We start from the raw sequence: 16,905 nt of genomic DNA, 5'->3' as shown, positions 1-16,905 counted from the left end.
AGTGTCCAAAACACCCGGACGCCTCGAAAAATCGTCCGGGTGTTCTGGACACTCAACTGTGCTTGCGCTCGCGTCAGGCGGGCGTCTCCGGCGCCCACCCGAGCAGCGGGCCCAGCCGGCCCGCGATGTCTTCGAGGATCTGCGCGTAGTCGTCGGGAGCGAACGAGAAGGGCAGCGCGAACGCCACCTCGTCGACCTGCGGAAACGAGCGTGACGACAGCAGCCGCTCGGCGATCTGCTCCGACGTGCCCACGAGGTCTTCGGCGAACAGCATCCCGCGCGGACCCTGGGGGATGCCGACCCGCCCCCGCCGTGATTCCGCGTAGGCCTCGTAGCGCCTCCGCTGGTCCGGCGTCGCCGTGTCGGTGGGCACCACGACGAGCCCTTGCGACACCCGGGCGTTCTCACCGTCGGGGTGCGTGTCGCGATAGAGACGGATCTGCGCGTCCTGCTCGGCGTCGAAGTCGGTCGAGTGCACCGACTGGATGACGCTGCTGGTCAGCAGGTGGAAGCCGTTCTCGGCCGCCCAGGTGGTCGAGGTGGGGCTTCCCGCGCCGTACCAGAGGCGTTCCGCGAGGCCGGGGGAGTGCGGTTCGATGCGCTCGGAGTACTCCTCGATGCCCTCGGTGCCCGCGAACGGACTCACGTGCTCCCCGGCGAGGAAGCGCCGCAGGCGCGTGAGGCGCTCGTAGCCGAAGTCCTCGTGATCGGCGGTGTCGGGGTAGAGAGCGGGGGCGATCTCGTCGAGGCGCCGGGGCGGACCCACCGAGAAACCGGGCTCGAGGCGCCCGCCGGTAAGCACGTCGACGGTCGCGAGGTCTTCCGCGAGGCGCAGCGGGTTCTCCCACCCGAGCGGGATGACGGCCGTGCCGAGCCGGATGCGACTGGTGCGCTGGGATGCCGCGGCGAGCACCGCCACGGGAGAGGAGATGCCGTACTGCAGGTGCCTGTCGCGCAGCCACGCGCTGTCGAAGCCGAGGCGCTCGCCGCGCTCGATGATCGACAACGTCGTCTCGTGCCCGGCCCGCGGGTTCTCGCGGTCGAAGAGGCCGATGGTGAGGAAGCCGAGGGAGCGCAGAGGGCGGGTCACTCCGCCACGCTAACGGCGACGCCCGTCGTGAGGGATCCGGCCGTCACGGTCCGTCATCGCCGGGCGGATTCGGGCGTGGCAGGAGACTCCGGATGCCACGGGCCGGCCGCTCAGACCAGCCGGGGTGCTCTCGAACACGGAGGACGCGGAAACAGAACCGCTATCCGCTCGACGTCGTCTGGAAACACCCCGTCGTTCTACTGGAGTGCATGGACAACGCTTCAGCGCTCGCACCGGTGGATCGTGACCGGGTCTCGACCCGTGTCAGCCTAGCCCTGCTCGGCGTCCGCAGCGACGCCCCCGTGCGCCGCACGGGTGGGGCCGGCCCCAGCGACGACGGCCACTTCGTCGTGGACGGCGAGGGGGCGGCGATCCCCCTCAACCCGAACAGTCCGTACGTGATCACCGCCTCGGGGCGCCTCACGCGCGACGGGGCCGACCTCGGCTTCGACGTCGCCCCGGTCGTCCGCCCGCGGTTCTACGACCTCGAGACCGCCGAGGGCGTGGCCTACGACAAGATCGCGAAGCTGCATGGAAAGAACGTGCTCGCCACGACCGTCGTGCAGACCTGCGTGCGCTACGACGAGAGCGAGCGCTGTCGGTTCTGTGCCATCGAGGCCTCGCTCGAGGCCGGGGCGACGATCGCCGTCAAGACGCCCGCGATGCTCGCCGAGGTGGCGGAGGCCGCGGTGCGGCTCGACGGGGTGACGCACATGGTCATGACCACCGGCACCTCCAACGGGTGGGACCGGGGCGCCAAGCACCTGGCCCGGTGCGTGCGGGCGGTGAAGGCCGCGGTGCCGCAGCTCGAGATCCAGGTGCAGTGCGAGCCGCCCGCCGACCTGCAGGCCATCACCGACCTCTACGACGCGGGCGCCCGCTCCATCGGCATCCATGTCGAATCCATGGACGACGAGGTCCGTCGGCGATGGATGCCGGGAAAATCGCGCGTGAGCATGGACGAGTACCGCGCCGCGTGGCGCGAGGCCGTCCGCGTCTTCGGGTGGAACCAGGTGTCCACCTACCTCATCGTGGGGATGGGGGAGGACCCCGACGAAGCGGTCGAGGGGGCCCGCGAACTCATCGAGATGGGGGTCTACCCCTTCGTCGTCCCCTTCCGCCCGTTGAAGGGCACGCTCGCCACCGACGTCGACAAGGTTCCCGCACCGCATCGGGCGGTCGTCGACGACATCACCTCGCGCGTCGCCGAGCTCATGCACGCGGCGGGCATGCGCGGCGAGGACCAGCGCGCGGGCTGCGCCGCATGCGGCGCGTGCAGCATCCTCAAGACGGCGGGCGCGTGATGTTCGATGTGCCCGTGCTGACCGGGTCGCGCGTGGGTTCGGCGCCGCAGTCGTGGGAGATCCGGATCGCCGACGACGCGCAGACGGCGGCCTATCGCACGATCCGCCGCGAGGTGTTCGTCCACGAGCAGGGGTTGTTCGACGCTCACGACCGAGACGACATCGACGACGACCCGCGCACCGTCGTGCTCGTCGCGACCACCCCGGACGGCGACGTCCTCGGCGGCGTGCGTCTCGCGCCCGCCACGGCCCGCGACATCGGGTGGTGGACGGGAGGCCGGCTCGCGGTGCGCCGCGGTGCCCGGCACGCCGGGGGGATCGGCTCCGCGCTGGTGCGCGCGGCGTGTCGCGAAGCTCTCGCTCACGGCGTCATCCGGTTCGAGGCGACGGTGCAGGAGCGCAACGAGCCGCTGTTCCGCCACCTGGGCTGGGAGAGCTGGGGCTCCACGAGCATCGCCGGAACGCCCCACGTGCGCATGCGCTGGCCCATCGACCGTCTCGCCGCGCTCGTCCGCGCCACGAAGGTCCCACTCGGGGACGTGCTCTCGGGCATTCGTGACGATCACCCCGAGGGGCTCGGCGGGCCGGGCTGGGTCGGTGACGACGGCGCTCTCGTCGCGGGCACCGACGTCGTGGTCGCCACCGACGCGATCCTGCCCGCCCTCATCGACAAAGACCCCGAGTGGGCCGGCTGGTGCGGGGTGCTGGTGAACGTCAACGACCTGTCGGCGATGGGGGCGCGCGCGGTCGGACTCATGGATGCCGTGTCGGCGCCCACGGCGTCGACGGTGCGCCGCATCGTGTCGGGGCTGCGCAGCGCCGCCGTGGCGTGGGGAGTGCCGATCCTCGGCGGCCATACCCAGTGGGGCGGAGCATCGTCCCTGGCGGTGACGGCCCTCGGCCGCGCCACCCATCCCGTGCCCGGGGGTGGGGGGCGCCCGGGGCAGCCGCTCGGTCTCACCGTCGACCTGCACGGGCGGTGGCGCCGGGGATTCGAGGGGCGCCAGTGGGACTCCACCTCGACGCGTACCGGGGAAGAACTGCGCCACCTCGCGGGGCTCGTCCCCGATCACCGTCCCGCCGCCGCGAAAGACGTCAGCATGGCCGGCATCGTCGGCACGACGGCGATGCTCGCCGAGGCCTCGGGTGTCGGCGCACGCATCGATGTCGCCGACATCCCGGCGCCCGACGGCGTGGCCTTCGGTGACTGGCTGACCTGCTTCCCCGGCTTCGGCATGGTCACGGCCGATGCGCCGGACGTGTCGTCACCGCTCGCCGTCACCTCGACCGTCGGCGAGCTCACGGCCGCCACCGGTGTCGTGCTGCGGTGGCCCGACGGTGTCGAGACCACCGTCGTCGAGGCGGGCGCCACGGGGCTCGGCAAGGCGTAACGCAAGCTCATTCCGGCTGAAACCAATCCGAAACAACATGGCGCGAGCCTGGTAGCAGACACGCGCTCCATCCCCGGCTCCACCGACGCGAAGGACACGACCAATGACCACCGACATCGACGCCCAGATCGCCGAGAACATCGCGAAGTCCCTCGGCGAGGTTCCGCACCCCTCGCTCCCCAAGGGCAGCAACATCTACGGCTCGACGAAGCTCTTCCCCGACTTCCAGGCCGAGGACGGCGAGACGTACTTCACGCTCATCCACGGCATCCCGCACGAGTCGTCGGTGAGTTTCGTCGCGATCCTCCAGGCCACCCGCGCCCTGCGCAAGGGCTTCGAGTCGGCGATCTACCTGTACGGCCCCGGGACCCTCGCCGCCACGGCGAACCGCGGCTTCCCGACCACGGGAGATGCGGGCTTCCCGGGTGAGCTCAACATGAACAACTCGCTCGAGACCTTCATCAAGGAGGGCGGCACGGTCTACTGCTGCCGCTTCGGCCTGGCCCTCCACGGCATCCGGGAAGAAGACCTCATCGAAGGCGTCATTCCCGCGCACCCCCTCGATGTGCAGGACGCGCTCATCTACTACGCGCGCAAGGGCGCGATCATCAACTCCACGTACAACCTCTGAGGCTCGCCATGTCGATCACCGTCGCCTCCGTCTCGGCCAACTTCACCCGGGACCTGGAGCAGAACTATGCGCTCATCGCCGACCTGGTGGCCGAGGCGCGAGCCGCGGGAGTGTCGTTCCTGGCCTTCCCCGAGGCCGCGATCGGCGGCTACCTCTCGTCGCTCGGCAACCACGGCGACACGATCAAGACCACCACGCGGTCGATGCCCCCGGCCATCCGTCTCGACGGACCCGAGATCGCCCGGGTGCAGGAGCTCGCCGGCGACATGATCCTCACGATCGGCTTCTGCGAGCTGGCCGACGACGGAGAGACGCGCTACAACGCGGCGGTGTGCCTGGACGGCGAGAACGTCTACGGCTCGTACCGCAAGGTGCACCAGCCGCTGGGCGAGAACATGTCGTACTCGGCGGGAGACACCTACGCGGCGTTCGACACACCGATCGGGCGCGTGGGCATGCAGATCTGCTACGACAAGGCGTTCCCCGAGGCGGCGCGCATGCTCGCCCTCGACGGCGCCGAGATCGTCGTGAGCATGTCGGCCTGGCCCGCGGCCCGTACCGCGACCGCCGAGAACCTGCAGGACGACCGGTGGACCTACCGGTTCAACCAGTTCGACATCGCCCGTGCCCTCGACAACCAGGTGTTCTGGATGGCATCCAACCAGTCGGGCACGTTCGGGTCGTTGCGCTACGTCGGCAACGCGAAGGTCGTCGACCCGGGCGGCAACATCCTCGCCACGACCCTGCTCGGAACCGGGCTCGCGATCGCCGAGATCGACGTCGAGGAGACCTTCCGGGCGATGCGCGGGGGCATGTTCCACCTGCGCGATCGTCGTCCCGACGTCTACGGACCCGTCGCCGAGACGACCGGCGCGCACGTCGAGGGATGGAAGGAGCTGGCCCGTGCCTGAGATGCGTTTCGCGGTGCGCTGGCCCGACGGCGCCGAGTCGTCGCACTACTCGCCGAGCCTCGTCATGCACGACTACCTCGCCGCGGGCGAGAGCTATGGCGTGGCGGACTTCGCCGCGCGGGCGGGCGAGGCACTGGATGCCGCGGGCGAACGCGTGCGCGCCGCATACGGCTTCGCGTGCACCTCGGCCATGGCATCCCGCGACGAGATCGTGCAGACGGCAGCCGCCTACTCCGGCGGCGAGGTCACGGTGCTCCGCATGGAGCCGCCCCTTTCGGCGGTGGCGTCGTGATCCCGGTCGCGCTGCGAGCAGGCGATCACTACCCCGCCGTGATCGTCGGCGGTGGGCAGGCGGGCCTCTCGGTCAGTTGGCACCTCGCGCAGGCGGGCCTGGAGCATGTGGTCATCGAGCGGGAGTCTGCGGCGCACGAGTGGCGTGACGGCCGCTGGGACAACTTCACCCTCGTGACCCCGAACTGGCACTGCCGGCTGCCCGGGTACCCGTACGACGGTCCCGACCCCGACGGGTTCATGACCCGCGACGAGGTGTACGCCTGGGTGCGTGGCTACGCCGACACGTTCGACGTCCCTCTCGCCGAGGGCGTCGAGGTGCAGCGGGTCGACCGCCGCGACGACGGGGTGTTCGTCGTGCAGACCAGCGCGGGGGAGATCACCGCCGACACCGTGACCTCCGCCACCGGGGGATACCACCGACCGATCACCCCGTCCTGGGCCGACGACCTGCCCGAGCGCATCGTGCAGCTGCATTCGCACCACTACCGCAACGCGGGGCAGCTCCCGGGAACCGTTCTCGTCGTCGGCACGGGGCAATCGGGCACCCAGATCGCCGAAGACCTCCACCTCGAGGGGCGCCGGGTGCACCTCGCGGTCGGCCGGGCACCGCGCGTCGCGCGGTTCTACCGGGGGCGCGACTGCATGACGTGGCTCGCCGACATGGGCGTCTACGACGTGCCGGCCGGGGTGCAGGCGGCGGCGAAACGCGCCGCGACCAACCACTACGTCACCGGTCGTGACGGGGGCCGTGACATCGACCTCCGTGCATTCGCCGCACAGGGGATGCGTCTGCACGGGCGCGCAACCGGCATCGCCGACGGAACGCTCGCCTTCGACGACACGCTCGCGGCCAACCTCGACCATGCCGATTCGGTGGCCGAGTCGATCAAGAACGACATCGACGCCTACATCGCCCGCGAGGGGATCGACGCCCCGACGGAGGAGCGCTATCGGCCGGTGTGGACACCCGACGGCGGCCCCACCGCGGTCGACCTCGACGAGATCGACGCCGTCGTCTGGGCCATCGGGTTCCGCGCCGACTGGTCGTGGCTCGGCGAGCTCGACGTGCTCGACGAGGGCGGGCACCCCGTCCACGAGCGGGGAGCGACGGCGGTCCCGGGCTTCTCGTTCGTGGGGCTTCCGTGGCTGCACACGTGGGGGTCGGGACGCTTCCACGCGATCGCGCGGGATGCCGAGCACATCGCCGGCTCGATCATCGCGGCGTCGCGCGATGTCCTCGCGGTGCGCTGAACGGCCACCGCGTACTCTCGGGGAATGGCATCCGTCACGATGGCTGCGGTGGCGGCCCACTTCGGTCGCGACGTCGAGCGCACGCTCGCGAAGCTCCCCGGCATCGTCGGTGACGCCCGCGGACGCGGGGTCGACCTCCTCGTGCTCCCGGATGCCACGATCGGCGGTTACCTTCTCGACCTGCACCACCCCGTCGATGAGGGCGACGGCATCCCGCACGCGGTCGAGATCGACGGGCCCGAGGTGGCGGCGATCGTCGAGCTCGCGGGCGACATGACGGTGTGCTTCGGCATCGCCGAGCGTGCGGTCGAGAACGGCGAGGAACGGCGTTACAACACCGCGGTCTGCGTGACCGGCGACGGGGTGCTCGGCAGCCACCGCAAGGTGCATCTGCCGCTGGGCGAGTCGGAGGTGTACGCGGCCGGCACGGACTTCCGCGCGTTCGACACCCCGGTCGGGCGTCTGGGCATGCTCATCGACTTCGACAAGACGTTCCCCGAGGCGGCCCGCTCGATCGCGCTCGACGGCGCCGAGATCATCGCGTGCCTGAGCGCGTGGCCCGCGAGCGTCACCGACCGCTCCGACCGCATCCGCAACGACCGTCAGGCTCACCTGTTCGACCTCTACGACTGCGCCCGCGCCGCCGAGAATCAGGTCTATCTCGTGTCGTCGAACCAGACCGGCGTACTCGGCGGCCTGCGTTTCCTCGGCCAAGCGAAAGTCGTCGACCCCGCGGGCGAGATCGTCGCCAAGACGTGGGCGAAGGGCGGTCTCGCCGTCGCCGAGGCCGACGTCTCGGCCGATGTCGCCCGCGCCCGACGCTCGCTCAACCACCTCGCGCAGCGCGCCGAGCACGCCTACCGTCTCACCGCTCCGGCATAGACCGGACCTGGAAAGGATGCCGATGCGCATCGCGCAGCTGACCTACTCCACCAAGCCGCGCGGCGGCGTCGTGCACACCCTCGCGCTGGCTGAAGCACTCGCCGCCCGCGGGCACGAGGTCGAGGTCTGGACGCTCGGGCGCGGCGACGACACGGCCTTCTTCCGCCCGGTGGATCCGCGCGTCGACGTGCGGGTCGTGCCGTTTCCCCCGGTCGAGGGCGAGGGGGTGGGCGAGCGCATCGAGCGCTCGATCGAGCTGATGGCCGCGGCCCTCGATGCCGACGCCGACATCGTGCACGCGCAGGACTGCATCTCGGCGAACGCGGCGCTGCGCCGCGGCATTCCCGTCGTGCGCACCATCCACCACCTCGACACGTTCACGACCCCGCAGCTCGTGGCCTGCCACGACCGCGCGGTGGTCGAGCCGGTCGCCCGGCTGTGCGTGTCGGATGCCGTCTCCCGCGAGGTCGAGCAGGGGTACGGCATGCGCCCCGAGGTGATCGCGAACGGCGTGGATGCCGAGCGCTTCACGGCCGCGGTGGACGCCGACGATGCGCGCGCGACCTGGCGGGCCGAGCTCGGCGCCTACGTGCTGGCGCTCGGGGGTATCGAGCCGCGCAAGGGCTCGATCGACCTGCTCGAGGCCTACGCCCGCGTTCGCGATGCGCACCCCCACCTGCGCCTGGTTTTCGGCGGCGGCGAGACGCTCTTCGACTACCGCGAGTACCGCGAGCGGTTCGAGAACCGCGCCGAGGAGCTCGGCATCCAGCCGACGATCCTGGGCCCGGTCGATGACGACGCGCTGCCGGCCCTCGTCGCCGAGGCCCGTGCGCTGGCGTTCGTGTCGACCAAGGAGGGCTTCGGTCTCGCGGCGATGGAGGCGCTCGCCGCCTCGACGCCGGTCGTCGCGCGCGATCTCCCGGTCATCCGAGAGGTGTTCGGCGACACCGTGCTCTACGCTTCGACACCCCGCCAGATCGCCGGTCAGCTCGACGCGGTCCTCCGCGGCGCAGCGGCGACCGACACGGCCGCCGGGCTCGCGCTCGCCCACGCGCACACGTGGGAGCGGGCCGCCGCAGCTCACGAGCAGTTCTACGCGCGGGTTGCGCAGCGGAGCGCGCGGTGACCGAGCGTTCATTCTCGGCGATCCTCGCCGACCGCGCGCGGGCCGACCCCGCCGAGCCGGTCGTGGTCGACACCGAAGGTGTCGTGAACGCGGGGGAGCTGGATGCCGCCGCTTCGGCCGTCGCGCACGAACTCCTCTCCCGCGGTATCCGTCGCGACGACACCGTCGCGGTGTCGCTGCCGAACGGGCGGGACATGGTGATCGCCTGCTTCGGGATCTGGCGGGCGGGTGCGACGCCCCAGCCCCTGTCGACCTCTCTCACCGCGGCGGAGCGCGCCGACCTCGAGGCGATCTCCTCACCCGCAGCTGCCGTGGGCGTGCGGCCGGTGTCGCCCGACGTCGCGTGGGTGCCCGGAGTGCGGATCGAGCCGTGGGCGGGTGACCTCCCCGATGTCGCGGCATCGTGCTGGAAGGCCCCGGCCACCTCGGGATCGACGGGGCGGCCGAAGATCGTGCGGGCGGCGGCGCCGGCGACGCTGGATCCGTCGCGCCCGGTCGCCGCCTTCCTCCCGCGGATCGCGACGCAGATCGTCGCCGGACCGTTGTGGCATTCAGCCGTCTTCACGTATGCGTTCCGGGGTCTGCTCACCGGGCACCGGCTCGTCATCCTGGAGCGCTTCGACGCGCGCGCGTGGGTCGATGCCGTCGAGACGCACGGCGCGACGTGGGGACTGCTCGTGCCGACGATGATGTCGCGCCTGCTGCGCTTGCCCGCCGAGGAGCGGAGTCCCGAGCGCGTCGCGAGCATCGAGAGCGTGCTGCACATGGGGGCGCCGTGTGCCCCGGCGCTCAAGCGTGCCTTCCTCGACTGGCTCGGCCCCGGGCGCGTCGACGAGGTGTACGCGGGCAGCGAGTCGAACGGTCTCACTCGCATCACCGGCACGGAGTGGCTCGATCGTCCCGGCAGCGTGGGGCGGGCCATCGGCGGCACCGAGATCCGTATCCGAGACGACTCCGGCGCCGACCTCCCGGTCGGGCAGCGCGGTCTGGTGTGGATGCGCCGGGGCGACGCGGCAGCGTACTCGTACGTCGGTGCGACCTCCCGCCGCGACGACGAGGGGTGGGACACACTCGGCGACGTGGGGCACCTGGATGCCGAGGGCTACCTCTTCGTGCACGACCGGGCCGACGATCTCATCAACCGTGGCGGTGACAAGATCGCGCCCGCGACCGTCGAGGCGGTGCTCGAGGAGCATCCCGCCGTCGAGGAAGCCGTCGCCTTCGGCGTCGCGGACGATGACCTGGGCCAGGTGGTGCACGCCGCCGTCCGGCTCACCGACCCCGCGGTGTCCCCGTCGGTGATGGCGCATGCGCGGTCGCGCCTGGGCGGCCGCGCCCCCGCCGCGCTGCACGTGTCGTCGACGCCGCTGCGCAACGATGCCGGCAAGGTGCGGCGCTCGGCTCTGGCGGAGCGGTTCGGCCGCTGATCCTCGTCGCGCAGTCGCCTCCGCACGTGGAGGCCGCGATGGTGCCGTGCGTGACGACGAAGTCGCCGACGCGACGACGCGCGAGGCCGGTTCGCCGCGCGCGTCGTCGCCTCATTCGGCGGCGTCGCGGACCAGCGCGGTGTCGACGAACTGTTCGAAACGCACGATGAGTCCGCCGCGAACGACGAAGTGGTGCGCGACGCGGACCGCGAGCGCCTTGCCGGTCGTGCGGTGGGTGGCGGTGTACCGGGCCAGGACGACGACGTTCTCGCCGTCGACGACGTAGGTGTCGTCGTGGGCGGTCCAGCGCTCCCATTCCTGCCCCAGGCGCTCCATGACGTTGGAGGTCACGCCCTCGGGGGTGCGGTAGGTGCCGCCGAGGGGGAAGCCCGCCATCTCGGTCCACTCGACGTCGGGCGCGAGCGTCGCGCGCAGCGCCTCGAGGTCGCCCGCCGCGGAGGCGAGGTACTGACGGCGGACGACGTCGCGCGGTGCCTCTGACACGGTGTTCTCGCTCAGCCCCATGACATCTCTCCCGTGGCGACCTTCGGGCCGATCTGAGCGGCGATCAGCATTCCCGCCGAAGGGTACCGCTCGATGAGGGTCGCGGTCACGGTCGCGCCGTCGGCGGACTCGCCGAGGATCTGCTCGAACGCGCGCAGGTAGTCGCGGGTGTAGGCGATCGCACTCGCGTCGGTCGCGGTGTCGGGCAGGCGGTGGCCGGGCACGACGAAGGCGGGCTGCAAGGTATCCATCTCGTCGAGCAGGTCGATCCACGCGGCGCGCTTCTCGGGGGTGGCGGTGTCGGCCGTCCACACGTGCTCCTGCTGGAAGAGCAGGACGCCGCCGAGGATCGCGCGGTGCTCCGCATTCCACAGGTACTGGCGGTCGGGCAGGATCTCCGACCCGCCGCGCAGTTCGAGGCGCTCGCCGTCAACGACGAGGGCGTTCTCGGTCAGCGGCGAGATCTCCACGAGACGCGTGGGGAGGTTGGTGCCGAGAGCGGCCCAGGCCTTCAGCTTGCCCTCGAACGAGTGCTGGATGTGGTCGATGACGATCGGGGTCGCCACGATCGCGGCATCCGGGAACGCGTCGGCGAGGGCCTCGAGGCCGAAGTAGTAGTCGGGGTCGGCGTGGCTGACGAAGACGGTCGTCAGCTTCTTGCCGGAGTCGAGCACCGCGGCGACGAGGCGGTGCCCGTCGGCGCGGGTGAAGCCGGCGTCGACGAGGACGGCCTCGGTCTCGCCGGTGACGAGGGTGGCGGTCTTGTTCTTCGACCCCGAGGGGAAGTCGAGATCGAGAACGGTGAAGTCCAGAGCCATGGGTTTTCCTTCCGAGCGATGCCGCGATCGCGGCGCATCAGGAAGAACATTAGCTGAGCAGTCAGCTATTCCCGAGCGCCCGAACTTTTTCGACAGCCGCCTCTACGCTGTGAGGATGTCCGCCCCGACCCCCTTCGCCTCCGCCGTGGATGCGGCCTACGACCCCCGCATCCTGCTCTTCGGGCGCCTGCTGGCTGCGGCGAACGGGTTCGAGTACCTGCTCGCGAAGGAGCTCGAGGACGCCACGGGCCTCACGCACCCGATCTTCGAACTGCTCCTCATCGTCGCCCGCGGCGGTGACACGGGCGTCTCGCTCAAGGACATCGCCCAGGCCAAGGTCGTGACCTCGGGCGGCGCGACGCGTCTGGTGCACCGCGGCGTCGAGCAGGGACTGGTCGAACGCCGCGCATCGGAGGAGGACGGCCGGGTGCAGCTCGTGCGCCTGACGCCCCTCGGTGAGCGGACCGTGCGGGAGGCGAGCGCCGTGCACGCGCGGAACATCCAGACGTTCCTGATCGATGCGCTTCCCGAGGGGAGCGATCAGACGTTCGCCGCCGCCGTCCGCGCATTGAGCAAGACGGCATCGGCCGCGCTCCCCGTCATGCCCTGATGGGCCTCAGCGCGCCCTCATCGACGACCTCTCCCGACGTCACCGGCGCGGCGACGGGGCTCACGCGGGGGTGCGCACCGACGCGAAGCGGTTGCGTCGCCGCAGGGCGAAACCGAGCCGCTCGTACGCCGCGATCGCGCCGACGTTGGTCGCCGCCGCGTGCAGGAGCGCGCGATCGCCGCGCTGCTGGATGTGGAAGGCGACGTCGAGCACGAGGCGTGAGGCGAGGCCCTGGCGACGGTGGTCGGCATCCACCGCGACCGCGCTGATCTCGGTCCATCCCGCGGGGTGGAGACGCTCACCGGCCATGGCGACGAGCCGACCTTCTCGACGGATGCCGATGTATCGGCCCAGCTCGTACGTCCGGGGCCGGAACGGGCCGGGCTGGTTGCGTTCGACGATCGCGATCATCTCGGCCGCGTCATCGGCATCCAGTTCGATCGCCTCGTCGTCGGGTCGCGTCTGCAGCGCCGGGGTCTCGACGAGCTGCACGCCCTCGCCGCCGCCGACGTACTCCCATCCCGCGGGGATCTCGCCGTCGTAGCCCGACAGGCCCACGTCGGCGCCCGGGCCGACGAGGTCGCGCAACGCGTCCCAGACGCCGGGTTCGTCCCACGTGCGCACCGCGACGAACGGCGCGACGTCTTCGGGATAGCGGCGTACGAGGTCGCCGCCGATCGCGAACGAGGCGTGGGGGCCGGCGAGCGAATGCCACGCGGCGTTGTCGAGGACGGTGGCGTCGGCGTGCGGGGTGTCGAGGGTCGAGGGGGAGGTCACCGGGTAACTCTGCGCCGCATCGCGCGCGCGAGCAACCGGGGCAGACCCGTCGCGCTGGTTTGTGACGGCGAATGAAGACGAACGTCGGTCGATGACGATCCACGACACCGCGTTTCGTGTCGCTCGCATCCGCCCCCTCCGCGGTCGCATCCTCGGTCCACGGCATCGACGACCACGGTCGAGCCGCCGCCCCGGAGAGGAAGAGAGGACCCCCGCATGAGCCCCATCCCCGCGGCTCGCGCCCTCCTCGTGCGCTACGTCGTCGCTCGACTGGGCCAGGCCGTCCTCGTGCTGTGGGCGGCGTACACGCTGTCGTTCCTCGTGCTGTACGCGCTGCCGAGCGACCCCGTCGCCCTGCTGGCCGGAGGCGACGCCACCGACATCTCGCCGGCGCAGCTCGACGCCCTGCGCCAGCGCTACGGCCTCGATCAGCCGCTGTGGGTGCAGTACCTGCTGCACCTGCGCGGCATCCTGTCGGGCGATCTCGGTGCGTCGATCTCGACGGGCCGCCCCGTCGTCGACGTCATCGGCGAGGCGGTCCCGCCGACCGCACAACTGGCCGGTCTGGCGCTCGTCGTGGCCGTGCTGCTCGGTGCCGGGATCGCGATCGTGGCCACCCTGACCCGCTCGCGACGGCTGTCGGCCTTCCTGCTCGGGCTTCCGCCGCTGGGGGTCGCCGTGCCCTCGTTCTGGCTCGGGCTGGTGCTGATCCAGTGGTTCTCGTTCCAGCTGCCGCTGTTTCCCGCGATGGGCGACAAGGGCTTCGCCTCGCTCGTTCTTCCCGCGATCACCCTCGCGGTCCCGACGAGCGCGGCGATCGCGCAGCTGCTGTCCAAGAGCTTGGCGACCTCGCTCGGCGAGCCCTACATCGACACCGCCTTTGCGAAGGGCGCGGGCCGTGTGCGCGTGCACCTGCGGCACGCGCTGCGCAACGCCGCGCTGCCGGCGCTCACGGTCACGGGACTGGTCGTCGGTCAGCTGCTCTCCGGGACGGTCGTCACCGAGACGGTGTTCTCCCGTCCCGGCATCGGCCGGGTCACCGCGCTCGCGGTGCAGCAGCAGGACGTCCCCGTCGTGCAGGGCGTCGTGCTCTTCGCCGCCGCGGTCTTCGTGCTGACCACGCTCGCCGTCGACCTCGTCTACCCGCTGTTGGACCCGCGGATCGTCCTGAGCGGAGGGTCCGCGCGGCGCTCCCGCCGACGGATCGCGGATGCCGCCGACGCGACGCCGCGCGAACCGATCGATGCCTCCACCACTCCCGTCTCCTCGGAAGGACGGTGACCCCATGTCCGAGACCGTCGCCCTGATCCCCGACCGCACGCAGCGCTCCACCGACACGTCCGCCGTGGACGCGTTCGCCGCCACCGCCGCCGACAGGTTCGACGACGCGGTGATCGCGCGCGGCGCCGGGCCGGCGGCATCCGGTGTCCGGCGTGTGCCCGCCGTGTGGCGCCGCCCCCTCGTCGTCGTCTCGCTCGCGTGGCTGGTGATCGTTGTGGTCGCCGCTGCCTGGCCGACGCTGCTCGCTCCCGGTGATCCCCTCGGCGGGACACCGGCCGACAACCTGCAGCCGCCGTCGGGGGCGCACTGGTTCGGCACCGACCAGCTCGGCCGCGACCTCTACACCCGCGTCGTGCACGGCACCGCCCTGACCGTCTCGGCCGCCGCCATCGCCGTCGGTGTCGGTGTCGTCGCGGGGTCGGTGATCGGTCTGATCAGCGGGTTCGTGGGCGGACGGACGGATGCCGTGCTCATGCGCGTCGCCGACGTGCTGCTGGCGATCCCGGGGCTGCTGCTGTCGCTCGCGATCATCACGGCCCTCGGGTTCGGCACCGTCAACGTGGCGATCGCCGTGGGAATCGCGAGCGTCGCCTCGGTCGCCCGCGTGCTGCGGTCGGAGGTGCTGCGGGTGCGCACCGCGCCGTACATCGAGGCCGCCCGCGCCTCCGGCAACGGCTGGACCTCGGTGCTGCTGAGGCACGTGCTGCCCAACTCCATCGCCCCTGTCGTCGTGCTCGCGGTGCTCGAGTTCGGCACGGCGATCCTGGCCGTCTCGGCACTGAGCTTCCTCGGCTACGGTGCGCCGCCGCCGGCTCCCGAGTGGGGCGCGCTGGTGTCGGGTGGGCGCGACTACCTGCGTACCGCGTGGTGGCTCACGGCCCTCCCGGGTCTGACCATCGCGGTGACGGTGCTCGCCGCCAACCGGCTCTCCCGCGGCCTCGACGGCGAAGGGCGGGCGCGCCGATGAGCCTGCTCGACATCGATGGCCTCGCCGTCGCCTACCGCACCCCGCGCGGTGAGATCGAGGCCGTGCGCGAGGTGAGCCTGTCCGTCGCCGCGGGCGAGACCGTCGCCATCGTGGGGGAGTCCGGTTCGGGGAAGTCCACGACCGTGCACGCGATCATCCGGCTGCTGCCGACCGCGGCACGCGTGAGCGCGGGGACGGTGCGCTTCGAGGGCCGCGATCTCGTCGCGGCATCCGACCGCGAGCTCCGCGCCGTGCGCGGGCGCCGCATCGGCTTCGTCCCGCAGGACCCCACCGTCAGCCTCAACCCCGTCGTGCGCATCGGTGACCAGGTCGCCGAGGTGCTGCGCGTACACGGCCTGGCTGACCGGCGCACGGCCTTCGATCGCGCCATCGAGGCCCTCGAGCGCGCCGGTCTTCCCGACGCGGCCGTGCGGGCTCGGCAGTACCCGCACGAGCTGTCCGGCGGAATGCGTCAGCGCGTGCTCATCGCGATCGCCATCATCGGCGATCCGCCCCTGATCATCGCGGACGAGCCGACCAGCGCGCTCGACGTCACGGTGCAGCGGCAGATCCTCGACCATCTCGACGCCCTCAAGCGCGAACGCGGGGCGAGCCTTCTGCTGATCACTCACGACCTCGGTGTCGCGGCCGATCGCGCCGACCGCATCGTCGTCATGACCGACGGACGCATCGTCGAGCAGGGCACTCCCGTCCACGTGCTCGGTTCTCCCCGGCATCCGTACACCCGTCGCCTGATCGCGGCGGCGCCGAGCCTGAACGTCGACGGGGAGCGGGATGCCACGGCAGAGCCTCGCGCGACGGTGACGGTGCGCGAGCCGGTCGACGCGGCATCCCCCGTGCTCGAGGTCGAGAATCTCGTGAAGGAGTTCGTCCTCCCGGGCGGACGCGCGGTGCAGCGGGCGGTCGACGGCGTGAGCTTCCGTCTCGACCGCGGACGCACGCTCGCCCTCGTCGGTGAGTCGGGGTCGGGCAAGACCACGACCGCGCGGCTCGCGTTGCGCCTGACCGATCCCACCGCCGGGCGCGTGCGTCTCGACGGCGTCGAGGTCACCGCGGTGTCGGGTCGGCCGCTGCGGGAGCTGCGCCGCCGCGTGCAACTCGTGCAGCAGAACCCCTACGCCGCGCTGAATCCGCGGTGGAGCGTCGAGACGATCGTCACCGACCCTCTCCGCGCGTTCGGCATCGGATCGCGGAGCGAGCGCCGCGCTCGCGCCGCCGAACTCCTCGACCTGGTGGCCCTCCCCGCCGCGGCCTTGCGGCGGCGTCCTGCCGACCTCTCGGGCGGGCAGCGACAGCGCGTCGCCATCGCCCGCGCCCTCTCGATCGAGCCGGAGCTGCTCGTGCTGGACGAGCCCGTCTCGGCGCTCGACGTGTCGATCCAGCACCAGATCCTGACCCTTCTCGCCGACATCCAGCGCGAAAGGGGCCTGAGCTACCTCTTCATCTCGCACGACCTCGCCGTGGTGCGTCAGATCGCCCACACCGTCGGCGTGATGCGCCGCGGGCGACTCGTCGAGGTCGGTGACGCCGATCGCGTCTTCGACCACCCCGCCCACGCCTACACCCGGGCGCTCCTGGATGCCATTCCGGGTCGCGCCATCCCCACCCTTTCCGTCTGAG

17 protein-coding genes are annotated in these 16,905 nt (G+C 71.6%); 13 read left to right on the top strand and 4 right to left on the bottom strand.

Translation table 11 applies throughout. The annotated features are described in order from the left end of the window. Positions 1-73: 73 nt before the first annotated feature. Positions 74-1,090, bottom strand: coding sequence for an LLM class flavin-dependent oxidoreductase (locus tag PIR02_04500; protein WZH37926.1), 1,017 nt, complete (start codon positions 1,088-1,090; stop codon positions 74-76). 209 nt (positions 1,091-1,299) lie between these two features. On the opposite strand from PIR02_04500, the gene PIR02_04495 reads away from it, so the two are divergent. From PIR02_04495 to PIR02_04455, 9 genes are all read left to right on the top strand, one after another. Beyond that, a complete protein-coding gene (locus PIR02_04495) occupies positions 1,300-2,394 on the top strand; it encodes an MSMEG_0568 family radical SAM protein (protein ID WZH37925.1) in 1,095 nt (364 codons plus the stop codon). After that, positions 2,355-3,785, top strand: coding sequence for a GNAT family N-acetyltransferase (locus PIR02_04490; GenBank protein WZH37924.1), 1,431 nt, complete (start codon positions 2,355-2,357; stop codon positions 3,783-3,785). The genes PIR02_04495 and PIR02_04490 overlap by 40 nt, the downstream gene beginning before the upstream one ends. A 103-nt stretch (positions 3,786-3,888) precedes the next feature. Then, positions 3,889-4,416, top strand: coding sequence for an MSMEG_0572 family nitrogen starvation response protein (locus PIR02_04485; GenBank protein ID WZH37923.1), 528 nt, complete (start codon positions 3,889-3,891; stop codon positions 4,414-4,416). Between the two features lie 8 nt (positions 4,417-4,424). Further along, positions 4,425-5,327 (top strand): carbon-nitrogen hydrolase family protein, encoded by a 903-nt coding sequence (locus PIR02_04480; GenBank protein ID WZH37922.1) that lies wholly within the window; start codon positions 4,425-4,427, stop codon positions 5,325-5,327. 1 nt (position 5,328) lies between these two features. Further along, a complete protein-coding gene (locus tag PIR02_04475) occupies positions 5,329-5,619 on the top strand; it encodes an MSMEG_0570 family nitrogen starvation response protein (protein ID WZH39080.1) in 291 nt (96 codons plus the stop codon). After that, complete coding sequence (locus PIR02_04470; GenBank protein ID WZH37921.1) at positions 5,616-6,872, top strand: MSMEG_0569 family flavin-dependent oxidoreductase; 1,257 nt, start codon at positions 5,616-5,618, stop codon at positions 6,870-6,872. Before PIR02_04475 ends, PIR02_04470 begins: the two co-directional genes overlap by 4 nt. Before the next feature lie 24 nt (positions 6,873-6,896). Beyond that, positions 6,897-7,754: a carbon-nitrogen hydrolase family protein gene (locus PIR02_04465; GenBank protein WZH37920.1), complete on the top strand. Its 858-nt coding sequence runs from the start codon at positions 6,897-6,899 to the stop codon at positions 7,752-7,754. A gap of 16 nt (positions 7,755-7,770) precedes the next feature. Continuing rightward, positions 7,771-8,880: an MSMEG_0565 family glycosyltransferase gene (locus PIR02_04460; GenBank protein ID WZH37919.1), complete on the top strand. Its 1,110-nt coding sequence runs from the start codon at positions 7,771-7,773 to the stop codon at positions 8,878-8,880. Continuing rightward, the gene (locus PIR02_04455; GenBank protein WZH37918.1) at positions 8,877-10,307 is read left to right on the top strand and encodes an AMP-binding protein; all 1,431 of its coding nucleotides are present in this window, start codon (positions 8,877-8,879) and stop codon (positions 10,305-10,307) included. Before PIR02_04460 ends, PIR02_04455 begins: the two co-directional genes overlap by 4 nt. Before the next feature lie 111 nt (positions 10,308-10,418). Here the strand turns inward: PIR02_04455 and PIR02_04450 are convergent, their stop codons facing one another. Further along, a complete protein-coding gene (locus PIR02_04450; protein ID WZH37917.1) occupies positions 10,419-10,832 on the bottom strand; it encodes a nuclear transport factor 2 family protein in 414 nt (137 codons plus the stop codon). Beyond that, a complete protein-coding gene (locus PIR02_04445) occupies positions 10,823-11,629 on the bottom strand; it encodes an MBL fold metallo-hydrolase (protein WZH37916.1) in 807 nt (268 codons plus the stop codon). The genes PIR02_04450 and PIR02_04445 overlap by 10 nt, the downstream gene beginning before the upstream one ends. A gap of 115 nt (positions 11,630-11,744) precedes the next feature. On the opposite strand from PIR02_04445, the gene PIR02_04440 reads away from it, so the two are divergent. Beyond that, positions 11,745-12,239, top strand: coding sequence for a MarR family winged helix-turn-helix transcriptional regulator (locus PIR02_04440; GenBank protein WZH37915.1), 495 nt, complete (start codon positions 11,745-11,747; stop codon positions 12,237-12,239). A gap of 60 nt (positions 12,240-12,299) precedes the next feature. Here the strand turns inward: PIR02_04440 and PIR02_04435 are convergent, their stop codons facing one another. Continuing rightward, positions 12,300-13,016, bottom strand: a complete 717-nt coding sequence (locus tag PIR02_04435) for a GNAT family N-acetyltransferase (GenBank protein WZH37914.1) — start codon at positions 13,014-13,016, stop codon at positions 12,300-12,302. Between the two features lie 216 nt (positions 13,017-13,232). Between PIR02_04435 and PIR02_04430 the strand changes: the two genes are divergently transcribed. From PIR02_04430 to PIR02_04420, 3 genes are read left to right on the top strand one after another with little or no spacing between them, the layout of a single operon-like run. Beyond that, entirely contained in the window at positions 13,233-14,297 is a 1,065-nt protein-coding gene (locus PIR02_04430) for an ABC transporter permease (GenBank protein ID WZH37913.1), read from the top strand. A gap of 4 nt (positions 14,298-14,301) precedes the next feature. Beyond that, a complete protein-coding gene (locus tag PIR02_04425; protein ID WZH37912.1) occupies positions 14,302-15,264 on the top strand; it encodes an ABC transporter permease in 963 nt (320 codons plus the stop codon). Continuing rightward, positions 15,261-16,904: an ABC transporter ATP-binding protein gene (locus tag PIR02_04420; protein ID WZH37911.1), complete on the top strand. Its 1,644-nt coding sequence runs from the start codon at positions 15,261-15,263 to the stop codon at positions 16,902-16,904. Before PIR02_04425 ends, PIR02_04420 begins: the two co-directional genes overlap by 4 nt. The last annotated feature ends 1 nt before the right edge of the window (position 16,905 follow it).

This window comes from Microbacterium enclense (assembly GCA_038182865.1).
GTDB lineage: Bacteria > Actinomycetota > Actinomycetes > Actinomycetales > Microbacteriaceae > Microbacterium > Microbacterium enclense_B.
Note: the sequence above shows the minus strand (reverse complement) of the source record. Positions and strands in the feature narration are given on the sequence as shown.

What these genes read in the sequence shown, in the direction of transcription:
- PIR02_04490 (WZH37924.1), top strand. Translation starts at nt 2,355, where the DNA reads ATGCGGCGCGTGCAGCATCCTCAAGACGGCGGGCGCGTGATGTTCGAT.
- PIR02_04440 (WZH37915.1), top strand. Translation starts at nt 11,745, where the DNA reads ATGTCCGCCCCGACCCCCTTCGCCTCCGCCGTGGATGCGGCCTACGAC.
- PIR02_04465 (WZH37920.1), top strand. Translation starts at nt 6,897, where the DNA reads ATGGCATCCGTCACGATGGCTGCGGTGGCGGCCCACTTCGGTCGCGAC.
- PIR02_04420 (WZH37911.1), top strand. Translation starts at nt 15,261, where the DNA reads ATGAGCCTGCTCGACATCGATGGCCTCGCCGTCGCCTACCGCACCCCG.
- PIR02_04425 (WZH37912.1), top strand. Translation starts at nt 14,302, where the DNA reads ATGTCCGAGACCGTCGCCCTGATCCCCGACCGCACGCAGCGCTCCACC.
- PIR02_04475 (WZH39080.1), top strand. Translation starts at nt 5,329, where the DNA reads ATGCGTTTCGCGGTGCGCTGGCCCGACGGCGCCGAGTCGTCGCACTAC.
- PIR02_04460 (WZH37919.1), top strand. Translation starts at nt 7,771, where the DNA reads ATGCCGATGCGCATCGCGCAGCTGACCTACTCCACCAAGCCGCGCGGC.
- PIR02_04450 (WZH37917.1), bottom strand. Translation starts at nt 10,832, where the DNA reads ATGGGGCTGAGCGAGAACACCGTGTCAGAGGCACCGCGCGACGTCGTC.
- PIR02_04445 (WZH37916.1), bottom strand. Translation starts at nt 11,629, where the DNA reads ATGGCTCTGGACTTCACCGTTCTCGATCTCGACTTCCCCTCGGGGTCG.
- PIR02_04480 (WZH37922.1), top strand. Translation starts at nt 4,425, where the DNA reads ATGTCGATCACCGTCGCCTCCGTCTCGGCCAACTTCACCCGGGACCTG.
- PIR02_04495 (WZH37925.1), top strand. Translation starts at nt 1,300, where the DNA reads ATGGACAACGCTTCAGCGCTCGCACCGGTGGATCGTGACCGGGTCTCG.
- PIR02_04485 (WZH37923.1), top strand. Translation starts at nt 3,889, where the DNA reads ATGACCACCGACATCGACGCCCAGATCGCCGAGAACATCGCGAAGTCC.
- PIR02_04430 (WZH37913.1), top strand. Translation starts at nt 13,233, where the DNA reads ATGAGCCCCATCCCCGCGGCTCGCGCCCTCCTCGTGCGCTACGTCGTC.